The organism is Hymenobacter terrenus (genome assembly GCF_000972495.1).
Lineage (GTDB): Bacteria > Bacteroidota > Bacteroidia > Cytophagales > Hymenobacteraceae > Hymenobacter > Hymenobacter terrenus.
Genome location: NZ_LATM01000007.1, coordinates 63148 through 75889, shown reverse-complemented (window position 1 = coordinate 75889; position 12742 = coordinate 63148). Strand labels below are relative to the sequence as shown.

At 60.5% G+C, this 12742-nt stretch carries 11 protein-coding genes; all 11 read left to right on the top strand.

Annotated features, from left to right (window positions below; all coding sequences use genetic code 11):
- Positions 1-65: 65 nt before the first annotated feature.
- Positions 66-1802, top strand: a complete 1737-nt coding sequence (ilvB, locus tag WX88_RS11535; RefSeq protein WP_046244534.1) for a biosynthetic-type acetolactate synthase large subunit — start codon at positions 66-68, stop codon at positions 1800-1802.
- Between the two features lie 144 nt (positions 1803-1946).
- Positions 1947-2537: an acetolactate synthase small subunit gene (gene ilvN, locus WX88_RS11530; RefSeq protein WP_046244533.1), complete on the top strand. Its 591-nt coding sequence runs from the start codon at positions 1947-1949 to the stop codon at positions 2535-2537.
- Between the two features lie 184 nt (positions 2538-2721).
- Positions 2722-3789 carry a ketol-acid reductoisomerase gene (gene ilvC, locus WX88_RS11525; protein ID WP_046244532.1) on the top strand — a complete coding sequence of 356 codons (1068 nt, stop codon included), beginning with the start codon at positions 2722-2724 and terminating at the stop codon, positions 3787-3789.
- Positions 3790-3996: 207 nt separating this feature from the next.
- A complete protein-coding gene (gene ilvA / locus WX88_RS11520; protein WP_046244531.1) occupies positions 3997-5265 on the top strand; it encodes a threonine ammonia-lyase IlvA in 1269 nt (422 codons plus the stop codon).
- A gap of 364 nt (positions 5266-5629) precedes the next feature.
- Complete coding sequence (locus tag WX88_RS11515) at positions 5630-6787, top strand: 2-isopropylmalate synthase (RefSeq protein ID WP_052732602.1); 1158 nt, start codon at positions 5630-5632, stop codon at positions 6785-6787.
- 146 nt (positions 6788-6933) lie between these two features.
- Entirely contained in the window at positions 6934-8328 is a 1395-nt protein-coding gene (gene leuC / locus WX88_RS11510) for a 3-isopropylmalate dehydratase large subunit (RefSeq protein ID WP_046244530.1), read from the top strand.
- A 318-nt stretch (positions 8329-8646) separates the two neighbouring features.
- Complete coding sequence (gene leuD, locus WX88_RS11505; protein ID WP_046244529.1) at positions 8647-9243, top strand: 3-isopropylmalate dehydratase small subunit; 597 nt, start codon at positions 8647-8649, stop codon at positions 9241-9243.
- On the top strand, positions 9231-10364 hold the full coding sequence (leuB, locus tag WX88_RS11500) for a 3-isopropylmalate dehydrogenase (RefSeq protein WP_046244528.1): 1134 nt from the start codon (positions 9231-9233) through the stop codon (positions 10362-10364). Before leuD ends, leuB begins: the two co-directional genes overlap by 13 nt.
- A gap of 320 nt (positions 10365-10684) precedes the next feature.
- On the top strand, positions 10685-11293 hold the full coding sequence (locus WX88_RS11495) for a HoxN/HupN/NixA family nickel/cobalt transporter (RefSeq protein WP_046244527.1): 609 nt from the start codon (positions 10685-10687) through the stop codon (positions 11291-11293).
- Between the two features lie 135 nt (positions 11294-11428).
- The gene (locus WX88_RS11490) at positions 11429-12169 is read left to right on the top strand and encodes an urease subunit beta (RefSeq protein ID WP_046244526.1); all 741 of its coding nucleotides are present in this window, start codon (positions 11429-11431) and stop codon (positions 12167-12169) included.
- A 15-nt stretch (positions 12170-12184) separates the two neighbouring features.
- Positions 12185-12712: a hypothetical protein gene (locus tag WX88_RS11485; RefSeq protein ID WP_046244525.1), complete on the top strand. Its 528-nt coding sequence runs from the start codon at positions 12185-12187 to the stop codon at positions 12710-12712.
- The last annotated feature ends 30 nt before the right edge of the window (positions 12713-12742 follow it).

Sequence of the window (12742 nt, the reverse complement as noted above, 5' to 3'; positions counted from 1 at the left end):
GATGCTTCGCTGCGCTCTGCATGACGGCCATTTTCAAATCATCAGCCCAACCAACTCCAACAACCATGACCCCGCAAACCCTTCCCGTTCTGGATGCCCCCACCGCCGAAACCCGGCTGGTTTCCGGGGCCGAAGCGCTGCTGCTGGGGCTGCTGGCCGAGGGCGTCGACACCATTTTCGGCTACCCCGGCGGGGCCATCCTACCGATTTACGATGCCTTGTACGACTTCAAGGAGCAGCTGAACCACGTGCTGGTGCGGCACGAGCAGGGCGGCATTCACGCCGGGCAGGGCTACGCCCGGGCCTCGGGCAAGGTGGGGGTGGTGTTTGCCACCAGCGGGCCCGGCGCCACCAACCTGGTAACGGGCCTGGCCGATGCCCAAATCGATAGCACGCCCCTGGTGTGCATCACGGGGCAGGTATTTGCGCACCTGCTGGGCACCGATGCCTTTCAGGAAACCGACGTAATCAACATCACGGCGCCCGTTACGAAGTGGAACTACCAGGTGACGGAGGCCCGCGAAATCCCCGAAATCCTGGCCAAAGCCTTTTACATCGCCCGCAGCGGCCGGCCCGGCCCGGTGCTGATCGACATCACCAAGAACGCGCAACTCGACCAACTACCCTTTGCCGGTTACGTGCCCTGCGCCCGCATCCGCAGCTACCGGCCGGTGCCGGTGGTGCGGCCCGAAGCGGTGGCCCAAGCTGCCGCCCTCATCAACCGGGCTCAGCGGCCGCTGGTGCTCTGGGGCCAGGGCGTGGTGCTGGGCGGGGCCGAGCGGGAGTTTCGGGAGTTCATCGAAAAAAGCGGCATTCCGGCGGCCTGGACCATCCTCGGCGCGGGCGTGCTGCCCACCGCCCACCCCCTGAACGTGGGCATGCTGGGCATGCACGGCAACTACGGCCCCAACGTGCTCACCAACGAATGCGACGTGCTCATTGCCATTGGCATGCGCTTCGACGACCGCGTGACCGGCCGCCTCGACAAATACGCCCGCCAGGCCCAGGTGATTCACCTCGACATCGACCCGACCGAAATCGACAAGAACGTGGCCGCGACCGTGCCCGTGTGGGGCGACTGCAAGCAAACGCTGCCGCTGCTCACCCAGTTGGTCGAAGCCCGCACCCACGCCGGCTGGCGCCAGCGCTTCGACCAGTTTCAGGCCGAGGAAGTGGACGCCGTGATTCAAGACGCACTGTTCCCGACCACGGCCGCCCTCACCATGGGCGAGGTAATTCAGCAGCTCAACGAGCTCACCCAGGGCGAGGCCATTCTGGTGAGCGACGTGGGCCAGCACCAGATGGTGACCTGCCGCTACGCCCGCCTAGAGGAGTCGCGCCGGCACATCACCAGCGGCGGGCTGGGCACCATGGGCTTCGCGCTGCCGGCCGCCATCGGGACCAAGTTTGGGGTGCCCGAGCGCACGGTGGTGGCCATCATTGGCGACGGCGGCGTGCAGATGACGATTCAGGAGTTGGGCACGCTCATGCAAACCGGCATCGCCGTCAAAATCATCGTGCTCAACAACCAGTTTCTGGGCATGGTGCGGCAGTGGCAGGAGCTGTTCAGCGAGCGCCGCTACTCGTTCGTCAACATCGAAAGCCCCGATTACGTGGCCGTGGCCCGCGGCTACCGCATCGAGGGGCAAAGCGTGGCAGCGCGCGCCGAATTGCGCCCCGCGTTGGAAGCCATGCTGGCGCATCCCGGTTCGTTTTTGCTGGAGGTGATGGTAGCCCAGGAGCAGAACATTTTCCCGATGGTGCCGCAAGGGTGCAGCGTGGCTGAAATCCGCCTGCGATAAGAGAACAGCTCTAGAACAACTAAAAAGGAAGTCATGCTGAGCTTGCCGAAGCATCTCGCTCGCATCGCTCTCGCTATTGAGTTACTACCACCCGCAAGATGCTTCGGCAAGCTCAGCATGACGTTTACTTAATTCTTAATCCCGATGGAACGCCAGGAATACAATATCACAGCCTACACCGAAAACCATATCGGGCTGCTGAACCGGCTGGCCATCATTTTCTCGCGCCGGAAAATCAACATCGAGAGCCTCAACACCTCGCCGTCGGAGATTGAGGGCATTCACCGCTTCAACATCGTCATCACCGAAACGGAGGACGTGGTGCGCAAAATTGCCCGGCAGATGGAGAAGCAGGTGGAAGTGCTAAAAGTGTACTTCAACAGCAACGATGAGGTGATTTGGCAGGAGATGGCGCTCTACAAAGTGCCCACCGACGTGATTGCCGAGCGGGCGCTGGTGGAGCGGCTGCTGCGCGAAAACGGGGCTCGCGCCGTGGTGATTCGCAAGGACTACACCGTGTTCGAAACCACGGGTCACCGCCAGGAAACCGACAACCTGCTCCGGGTGCTCCAACCTTTTGGCCTCATCGAATTCGTGCGCAGCGCCCGCATCGCCATCATCAAGGCCAGCGACGGCTTCAACCGCCAACTCCGCGAGTTTGAGGAAGCTAAGCCTGGTAGTGAAGTAATTGAAAACGAATATTTAAACGACCGCGACGGCGTGTTTGCCATGTGAGTTCGTTCGTCGGCGAACCTCACCCCCTGACCCCCTCTCCTTGGGGAGAGGGGGCACCGGACTTGCGCAGTTAAAAATCGTCATGCTCCCCTCTCCTGGGGAGAGGGGCCGGGGGTGAGGTGCCCCCAAACGAGCGGTTTCCCCAATTCACTCATTTACCCATCCACTCATTCACCCATTACTTATGGCACAAATCAATTTTGGCGGCGTCGACGAAAACGTAGTTACCCGCGAGGAATTTCCCTTGGAAAAAGCGCTGGCCGTGCTGAAAGACGACACCATTGCCGTGATTGGCTACGGCGTGCAGGGCCCCGGCCAGGCACTGAACATGCGCGACAACGGCTTCCGCGTGATTGTGGGGCAGCGCCAGGGCACGACCTCGTGGGAGCGGGCCCTGAAAGACGGTTGGGTGGAGGGCGAAACCCTGTTTTCGCTGGAGGAAGCGGCTGAACGCGGCACCATCGTGTGCAACCTGCTGTCGGATGCCGGCCAAATTGCGCTGTGGCCCATGCTCAAGGAGCGCCTCACGCCGGGCAAAACGCTGTATTTCTCCCACGGCTTCGGCATCACCTTCAACGACCAAACCAACATCATTCCGCCGGCCGACGTCGACGTGGTGCTGGTGGCGCCCAAAGGCAGCGGCACCAGCCTGCGGCGGCTGTTCCTGGCCGGGGGCGGGCTTAATTCCTCGTTCGCCGTGTATCAAGACGCGACCGGCCAAGCCTACGAAAAGGCCGTGGCCATGGGCATCGGGGTGGGCTCGGGCTACCTGTTCGAAACCGACTTCAAGAAGGAAGTGTACTCCGACCTCACCGGCGAGCGAGGCGTGCTGATGGGCGCCCTGGCCGGCATCATCGAGGCCCAGTACCAGGTACTGCGTCAGCGCGGCCACTCGCCCTCCGAAGCTTTCAACGAAACCGTGGAGGAGCTGACCCAGAGCCTAGTGCCGCTGGTGGGCGAAAACGGCATGGACTGGATGTTCGCCAACTGCTCGGTAACGGCCCAGCGCGGCGCCCTCGACTGGAAGGGACGCTTCCGCGAAGCCACCCTGCCCGTGCTCAACGAGCTGTACGACAGCGTGGCCTCGGGCCAGGAAGCGGCCCGCACCATCCAGCGCGGCTCCACGCCCAACTACCGCCAGGAACTGGAAGCCGAGCTCAAGGAAGTGCGCGACTCGGAGCTGTGGCAAACCGGCGCCACCGTGCGCGAGCTGCGCTCCAAAGCCGCCGAAAAGGTGGGCGAGCTGAGCTAGCGAGAAACCTCACCCCCTGACCCTCTCTCCCCAGGAGAGGGGGCACCGGTCTTGCGCCGTCGCCGTAGCGCGGACTTTTAGTCCGCGTCCCCACGCCGTTAAACTCGGTTGGCGGGCATTATTCGGGTATCGGCCGGGGACGCGGACTAAAAGTCCGCGCTACTTGCTGCGACCGGCAGGGCATTCACCATCATCAAACACCCAGCAATGGAAAAGGCTCCGCTCGCTACCTCCGAGGTCACGCTTGAAAACGTGGAGCGGGCGGCCCGCAACCTGAAGGGCGTCATATACAAAACCCCGCTGCTTATTAACCTGTGCCTGTCGCGGGCTTATGGGGCCAACGTGTACCTCAAGCGCGAGGACTTGCAGGTGGTGCGCTCGTACAAGATTCGGGGCGCCTACCACAAAATGGCGGGCCTCACCGCGGCCGAGGGCGCTCGGTCGGTGGTGTGCGCCAGCGCCGGCAACCACGCTCAGGGCGTGGCTTATGCCTGCCAGCTGCTGGGCCTGAAAGGCTACATCTTCATGCCCGCCCAAACGCCGGCCCAGAAAGTCGACAAAGTGCGCTTGTTCGGGAAAGAGCAGGTCGAAGTCATCCTCACGGGTCGCACCTTCGACGACACCTTTGCAACGGCCCGCGCGTTCTGCGACGAGCGCGGCGCCACCTTCGTGCATCCCTTCGATGACTTGGCCATTGTGGAAGGCCAGGCCACCGTGGGGCTCGAAATCCTCAAGGCCGCGGCTGTGTTCATCGACTACTGCTTCATGGCCATTGGGGGCGGCGGGCTGGCTTCGGGCGTGGGCAGCGTGTTCCGGCTGCTGAGCCCGCACACCAAGCTCATTGGCGTGCAGCCGCTGGGGGCGCCTTCCATGCAGCGCTCCCTGGCCGCCGGGCAGCGGCAGGCGCTCGAGCAGATTGAGAGCTTCGTGGATGGTGCGGCTGTGAAGTGCCCCGGCGCACTCACCTTCACCCTGTGCCGCGAGCTGCTCCACGACGTGGTGCTGGTGCCCGAAGGCCAAGTCTGCCTCGATCTGTTGAAGATGTACAACGAGGAAGGCATCGTACTGGAGCCCGCGGGCACGCTCTGCATTTCGGCCTTGCACCAGTACGCCGACCAGATTGCCGGCAAAAACGTGGTTTGCGTGGTGAGCGGCGGCAACAACGACATTACTCGGATGGAGGACATCAAGGAGCGGGCCACCCGCTACCAGGGCCTCAAACACTACTTTATGGTGACGTTTGACCAGCGACCAGGAGCGCTGCGCCGCTTCGTCAACGACGTGCTGCACCCCGACGACGACATCATTCACTTCCAGTACATCAAGAAAAACAACAAGGAAAAAGGCCCGGTTTTCATTGGCATCGAGTTAAAGCAGCCGGGCGAAATCACTGCCATCCAGGCCCGCATGTTGGCCCAAGGCTTTGCCTACGAATACCTGAACGACAAGCCGGATTTCCTGAGCTTGCTGGTGTAGAATGGGGTGGAAGTCCACGTAACGGTCTAGCCCCAGCGGGGCGACATATCGGTAGAGAAAATAACAATCGGAAGACCAAAGCCCCATCGGGCGGCATTCGCAGAACTAGTGTCGCTCTGCTGGGGCTTTTTCGTACTTAGTGCCTGGGTTACTACCGTTATGCCGCCCCGCTGGGGCTGATGTTCTATTCGGTTAGCCTTGCTTAGCCATTGTATCTAGCTTTTCAATAAATTATTAACTAATAGATATTTGTGGTAAATTACCTCCTCTTTAGAAATAGTAAGCTGCTAAAACAATAGTTTCCCAGCGAAGGAGTGGGCGGTGTACTTGCGGGCTGTAATAAGTGCTTAGAACCGCGACCCCCATGGCGAGTCAGAAAATACAAATCTTTGATACCACCCTGCGCGACGGCGAGCAAGTGCCAGGCTGCAAGCTGAACCGCGACGAAAAGCTGGTAATTGCCCAGCAGTTGGAGCTGCTCGGCGTTAACGTGATTGAGGCGGGCTTTCCGGTGTCGAGCCCCGGTGACTTTGAAGCCGTGCGGGCCATTGCCGCCCAAACCCGCGAAGCCACTGTCTGCGGGCTGTCGCGGGCCGTGGAAAACGACATCCGCGTGGCGGCCGACGCCCTGAAGCCGGCACGCTACCCGCGCATTCACACCGGCATCGGCACTTCGGAATCGCACATCCGCTACAAGCTGTGCAGCACGCCCGAGGAAGTGCTGGCTCGCGCCGTAGCGGCCGTGAAGCTGGCCAAGTCCTTTGTGGAAGACGTGGAGTTCTATGCTGAAGACGCCGGCCGGACTGACAATGTGTTCCTGGCCCGCGTGTGTGAAGCTGCCATCCGGGCCGGTGCCACGGTGCTGAACATTCCGGACACCACCGGCTACTGCCTGCCCGAAGAGTACGGCGCCAAAATCAAGTACCTGTGCGAAAACGTGACCGGCATCGACCGCGTGTGCCTCTCCACGCACTGCCATAACGACCTCGGCCTAGCCACCGCAAATTCCATCGCGGGCGTCCTAAACGGCGCTCGCCAGATTGAGTGTACCATCAATGGGGTAGGGGAGCGGGCCGGTAACACCGCCCTGGAAGAAGTAGTGATGATTCTGCGCCAGCATCCTTACCTGCAACTCGACACCACCATCAGCACCCCGCTGCTGGCCGAGACTTCGGCCATGGTCGCGCACCTGATGAGCATGCCGGTGCAAGCCAACAAGGCCGTGGTGGGCGCCAATGCCTTTTCGCACTCCAGCGGCATCCACCAAGACGGCGTCATCAAACACCGCGAAACCTACGAAATCATGAACCCGCGCGACGTGGGTGTGGCCGATTCCTCCATCGTGCTCACCGCCCGTTCGGGCCGTGCCGCGCTGGCCTACCGCCTCCAGAAAATCGGCTACGACTTCGACCGGCACTCCCTCAACAGGGCCTACGCCTCCTTCCTGCAGCTCGCCGACCGTCAAAAGGAAGTGGTAGACCACGACCTGCACGCCCTGGTAGAACAAGAGCAATTGGTATAAGCCCGCCGGTAGCGCGGACTTTTAGTCCGCGAGTTCGCTAGCTGGGAAGATTCGCGGACCGAAAGTCCGCGCTACGGGTACCCAGCATTTCCGCCCTGCATAATAACCTATTCACGAAGGCCGCACCAATAAAAATATCCCACCCCATGGCCAAGTCCTTATTTGATAAAATCTGGGAGTCGCACGTCGTGAAAGCCATTCCTGGCGGGCTAGAGGTGTTCTACATCGACCGGCACCTGATTCACGAAGTCACCAGCCCGCAGGCGTTTGATGAGCTGCGCGCGCGCGGCCTGCCCTTGCTGCGCCCCGCCCAGATAGTGGCCACGGCCGACCACAACGTGCCCACCCGCAACCAGCACCTGCCCATTGCGGACCCCATTTCCCGCTCCCAGGTGGATAAACTGACCGAGAATTGCGCCAACTTCGGGGTCGAGCTGTTTGGGCTGGGGCACGAATACCAAGGCATTGTGCACGTCATCGGCCCCGAGCTGGGCCTCACCCAGCCGGGCATGACCATCGTGTGCGGCGACAGCCACACGTCCACTCACGGCGCGTTCGGGGCCATTGCCTTCGGCATTGGCACCAGCCAGGTCACGCAGGTAATGGCCACCCAGTGCCTGCTGCTGAGCCGGCCCAAGCGCATGCGCATCACCCTCGACGGGGCGCTGCGGCCCGGCGTCACGGCCAAGGATTTGATTCTGCACGTCATCGCGCAGCTCGGCACGGGCGGCGCCACGGGCTACTTTGTGGAGTACGCCGGCAGCGCCATTCGCGCCCTGAGCATGGAAGGCCGCATGACGGTGTGCAACATGAGCATTGAAATGGGAGCCCGCGGCGGCCTCATCGCCCCCGACGCCACCACGTTCGCCTACTTGCAAGGCCGCCGCTACGCCCCGCAGGGCGAGCGCTGGGCCCAGGCCCTGGCCTACTGGCAAACGCTGTATTCCGACGAAGACGCCGAGTTTGACGCCGAGCTGGCCATCGACGCCCAGGCCATCGCCCCGATGATTACCTACGGCACCAACCCCGGCATGGGCATCGCCCTTACTGGCCACATCCCGGCGCAGGTAGCGGCCGGCGAAGCGGGCAGCTTCGACAAGTCGTTGCAGTATATGGGCTTTCAGCCGGGCGAATCGTTGCTGGGCAAGGAAATCAACTACGTGTTCATTGGCAGTTGTACCAACTCGCGCATCGAGGACCTGCGCGCCGTGGCCGCCTACGTGCGGGGCAAGCACAAGGCGGCGCACGTCGAGGCCATCATCGTGCCCGGCTCGAAGCTGGTCGAGAAGCAAGCCATTGCCGAGGGCCTCGACCAGATTCTGGCCGCCGCCGGTTTTGAGCTGCGCGAACCCGGTTGCAGCGCCTGTCTAGCCATGAACGACGACAAGATTCCAGCCGGCGCCTACTGCGTGTCTACCTCCAACCGCAACTTCGAGGGGCGGCAGGGGCCGGGCGCGCGCACGCTGTTGGCCAGTCCCTTGGTGGCCGCCATCACGGCCGTGGAAGGCCGCATCGTCGACATCACTCAGTATTTGAATTAAAATTTTTGTGGAAAGCCCTCATGCTGATTAAAAGACCGTCATGCCGAGCGTAGCCGAGGCATCTCGCGTGGAACAGTAATCTAACCGGTGAACGAAGCACGCGAGATGCCTCGGCTACGCTCGGCATGACGGTATAATAAATAATAACCAAAAAATACAAATATAAAGTTATGCAAAATACTTCGACTCCTCGGTATCCCGAGAATAAGCCCAGCGACTGGATTACTTACGCCGCCCAGATGCTGCAACAAGCCGAGCGGGACGGCCAGTTTCAATTCTCAGCCTACGCCACCCGGCCTTCTAACGACTCAACTTCCCATGGACAAGTTTCAGACGCTGCGCTCGACGGCAGTGCCGTTGCCACTCGAAAACATTGACACCGACCAAATTATTCCGGCTCGGTTTCTGAAGGCGACGACCCGTGAAGGCTTTGGCGCCAACCTGTTTGCCGACTGGCGCTACGCGGCTGACGGCCAGCTCAAACATGGCTTCGTGCTGAATGACGCCCGCTACCACGGCCAGATTCTACTCACAGGCCAGAATTTCGGCTGCGGCTCCAGCCGCGAGCACGCCGCCTGGGCGCTGTACGACGCTGGCTTCAAAGCAATTATATCCAGCTACTTCGCCGATATTTTTCGCGGCAATGCCCTGAATACGGGCCTGCTGCCCCTGCAAGTGACGGAGGAAGTGCTGCAGCGCCTGCTGGCGCGGGTGACGCACTACCCCAGCACCCAACTAGTGGTGAACCTGCCGGCCCAGACGCTCAGCGTGCCGGTGTGGGGCGAAAGCATTGCCTTCGACCTTGACCCCTACAAGAAAGAATGCCTGATTAACGGCTACGACGACATCGACTACCTGCTCAGCCAGCAGGCGGCCATCACCACTTACGAACAACAGCGCCCATGGACTTTTTAACTACCCCCGTCAGCAAACGAATCGCGGTTCTGCCCGGCGACGGCATCGGCCCGGAAGTGTGCGGCGAGGCCGTGCGCGTGCTCAAAGCCGTGGCCGAGCGGTTTGGGCACCATTTCACCTTCGACTATCAGTTGATGGGCGCCTGCGCCATCGACGCCACCGGCACTCCTCTGCCGGATGCCACCCTCGACGCCTGCCTTCGCGCCGATGCGGTACTCCTCGGGGCCATCGGCGACCCCAAGTACGACAACAACCCCGCCGCCAAGGTGCGGCCCGAGCAGGGCCTGCTCGGCCTGCGCAAAAGCCTGGGTCTCTACGCCAACATTCGCCCGGTAACGGCTTACGAGCAGCTGCTGGAGTTTTCGCCCCTGCGGCCCGACCGCATTGCCGGTACCGACCTGCTCATCTTCCGCGAGCTGACCGGGGGCGTGTACTTCGGCGAAAAAGGTCGCACCGCCGATGGCACTGCCTACGACAACTGCACCTACAGCTCTGAGGAAATTGCCCGTATCGCTCACCGCGCCTTCCAGGCCGCACAGGGCCGCCGCCAAAAGCTGACGCTGGTCGACAAAGCCAACGTGCTGGAAACTTCCCGCCTCTGGCGCGAAGTCGTCCAAGGTATTGCCCCGGAGTACCCCGAAGTAGCTGTCGACTACCTCTTTGTTGATAATGCGGCGATGCAGCTCATCCTCAATCCGCGGCAGTTCGACGTGGTGCTGACCGAGAACATGTTCGGCGACATCCTGTCCGACGAAGCCTCCGTGATTGCCGGCTCGTTGGGCCTGCTGCCCTCGGCTTCCATCGGCGAATTTTCCGCGTTGTTCGAGCCCATCCACGGCTCGTACCCGCAGGCCAAGGGCAAGGGCATTGCCAACCCCATTGCCGCCATCCTCTCCGCCGCCTTGCTGCTTGACCATTTCGGCCTGGCCGACGAAGCCCGGGCCGTGCGCGCTGCCGTAGAGAATGCCCTGAACGAGCAGGTGCTGACGCCCGAGTTGAATGCGGGCACTCGCTACACCACCGAACAGGTCGGCAGCTTCATTGCCTATGGCGTGATAGATTTAAGGGATTGTAAATTCCACCAGAATAACATTCGGGTGGGCATGAGCACCATCATTTAGGTAGCAAAACAAGCGTCTGCCGTTCAACGATGCTGCGTGAACGGTGTAGAGACGCCATCCCTGGCGTCTCGTCGTTCGCACGATTCGGGCGGTGTTCCACATAGTTGTTTGGCTGTTGTCGTTCAACGACGAGACGCCAGGGATGGCGTCTCTACACCGTTCTACCAGTTCACCCTTGAGGCAGACTGACCGTTTAAGAAACCATGAAGCCTCCACCACGGAGGCTTCATGGTTTCCGGTATTTTCATTTCATTAAAGCAGTTCATAAAAGATGGTGCTCAACCAAAGTTTTTCCTATCTTTCGTCATTAGCACCCTTCGATGGAAAGTCTACTGCCTATTTTCTTCGCATTTATCGCCGGAATAGGCCATGCTTTCGAACCCGACCATCTACTGGCCGTTGGCAACCTGATTTCGCGGCGCGACACCCTGGCCGAAGCCTTGCGCGACGGTGTGTACTGGGGCCTCGGGCACACCACCATGCTAGTGATTGTGGGGGCCATCATTCTGCTGAGCCGCGTCACTTTTCTTACTTCCAGCTACTTCGAAGCCGCGGTGGGCTTCATGCTCGTCGTCATGGGCATCAGCCGCCTGCTCGACCAACGACGCCCGCCCCCCAAGGTGCGGCCTGGCGCTACACCTTCGCGAGCCGCCTACGCCGTAGGCCTGCTCCACGGCCTAGCCGGCAGCGGCGCCCTGGTGCTGCTGGTGATGAGCGAAATCCGCGACCCGTGGCGCAGCGTGCTCTACTTCGTGGTATTCGGCAGCGGCTCCATTCTGGGCATGTTCATCGTGGCCGGGCTGTGCAGCGTGCCGTTTACCAAGCGCATGAAAATCAGCCGGACGCTGAAGGTTAGCACCGTTACCTTGTCCTCACTGCTGTGCATTGGGTACGGCGGCTGGATGATTTATGGGAATGTGCGATGGTGACCACCGGAACGATTGTAGAGACGCGACCCTTCGCGTCTCCTCGTTGAACGACCGGAGCCGTGCCGCCCAGCAATAACAACATCAGCAACGAGGAGACGCGAAGGGTCGCGTCTCTACAATCGCCCGACGAACCCAATGCATCTCTCCCCCAAAGACCTCGACAAGCTTGTCCTCCACCAAGCCGGTTTCGTGGCCCAGAAGCGCTACGCCCGCGGCCTGCTCCTGAACTACCCTGAAGCCCTGGCCCTCATCGCCACGCAGCTGCTGGAGTTCATCCGCGACGGCGAGCGGGTGGCCGTGCTCATGGACAAGGGCAAGCAGCTGCTGGGCCTGGCCGACGTGCTGCCCGGCGTGGCCGACATGCTCCACGAAGTCCAAATCGAAGGCACCTTCCCCGACGGCACCAAGCTCGTGACCGTGCACCACCCCATCTGCCGCGAAACCGGCGATGCCGCCCTGGCCCTCTACGGCTCCGGCCTTAGCAAAGCCCCGGCCCCCGGTGCCGCGCCCGCCAACGCCAGCCACCCCCAGCCCGGCGAATACCAGCTGCACCCGGCCGACATCATCCTCAACGAAAGCCGCGCCACGGTGGACGTGGACGTTGTGAACATGGGCGACCGGCCCGTGCAGGTCGGCTCGCACTATCCCTTCTTCGAAACCAACGCGGCGCTGCACTTCGACCGCGCGGCAGCCTACGGTTTCCGCCTTAACATCCCGGCGGGCACGGCGGTACGCTTCGAGCCCGGCGAGCGCAAGCGCGTGCGCCTGGTGGCCCTGGCCGGCGAGCGCATCGTGTACGGCGGCAATGGGCTGATTGATGGGCAGCTGGATGATGCCGGAAAGAAGCAGCAGGCGCTGGAGAAACTGAAGAATTAAACCGTAATTATCTCAATGATACACAAAGATGATATTGCTGATGAAGGCAGTTTAGTGAGCTTCTTCATACCTCAAGCTGAAAGGGAAATTCAATTCCGCTTAACCCGCTTAACCACAGTTATTGAAAGTCTCTATGCGGGTAAGAAAGCCTTATTCAAGAAAAAGCCTGCCGTTTATGAATTGCAAAAAGAATTTGTAGAAATCATTGGCGGAGGTGTTCAAACAGCAAAGTTCTTTTCTAAACGGGAAGACGTTGAGCTATTCAGAAATTATGTATGGTATTTCTTCTGGGACAATATTCATTACGGCTATGTGAGAATGAATCGTACTGAAACGGAGAGCTATTTAAGTAGCAGAGCTTATCAAAAATTAGAAACGCCTTTCCACCAAGAGTCACCGTGGCGTACCTTGAAAATGCAGGATGGAAAGGTTGTTTTAATTAATTCTTCCATAGACGAGAAAGGTCATGGAACTCTCTTTGAAAGCTACCAAGATTTTGAAATGGAATCAAAATCATTGGAAGAATTTATGAGAAACGTTTAGAATGATTTAAGCTAAATTTAAAATAGGCAC

Coding starts and splice junctions, on each gene's coding strand:
- ilvB (WP_046244534.1), top strand. CDS start 66: ATGACCCCGCAAACCCTTCCCGTTCTGGATGCCCCCACCGCCGAAACC.
- ilvN (WP_046244533.1), top strand. CDS start 1,947: ATGGAACGCCAGGAATACAATATCACAGCCTACACCGAAAACCATATC.
- ilvC (WP_046244532.1), top strand. CDS start 2,722: ATGGCACAAATCAATTTTGGCGGCGTCGACGAAAACGTAGTTACCCGC.
- ilvA (WP_046244531.1), top strand. CDS start 3,997: ATGGAAAAGGCTCCGCTCGCTACCTCCGAGGTCACGCTTGAAAACGTG.
- WX88_RS11515 (WP_052732602.1), top strand. CDS start 5,630: ATGGCGAGTCAGAAAATACAAATCTTTGATACCACCCTGCGCGACGGC.
- leuC (WP_046244530.1), top strand. CDS start 6,934: ATGGCCAAGTCCTTATTTGATAAAATCTGGGAGTCGCACGTCGTGAAA.
- leuD (WP_046244529.1), top strand. CDS start 8,647: ATGGACAAGTTTCAGACGCTGCGCTCGACGGCAGTGCCGTTGCCACTC.
- leuB (WP_046244528.1), top strand. CDS start 9,231: ATGGACTTTTTAACTACCCCCGTCAGCAAACGAATCGCGGTTCTGCCC.
- WX88_RS11495 (WP_046244527.1), top strand. CDS start 10,685: ATGGAAAGTCTACTGCCTATTTTCTTCGCATTTATCGCCGGAATAGGC.
- WX88_RS11490 (WP_046244526.1), top strand. CDS start 11,429: ATGCATCTCTCCCCCAAAGACCTCGACAAGCTTGTCCTCCACCAAGCC.
- WX88_RS11485 (WP_046244525.1), top strand. CDS start 12,185: ATGATACACAAAGATGATATTGCTGATGAAGGCAGTTTAGTGAGCTTC.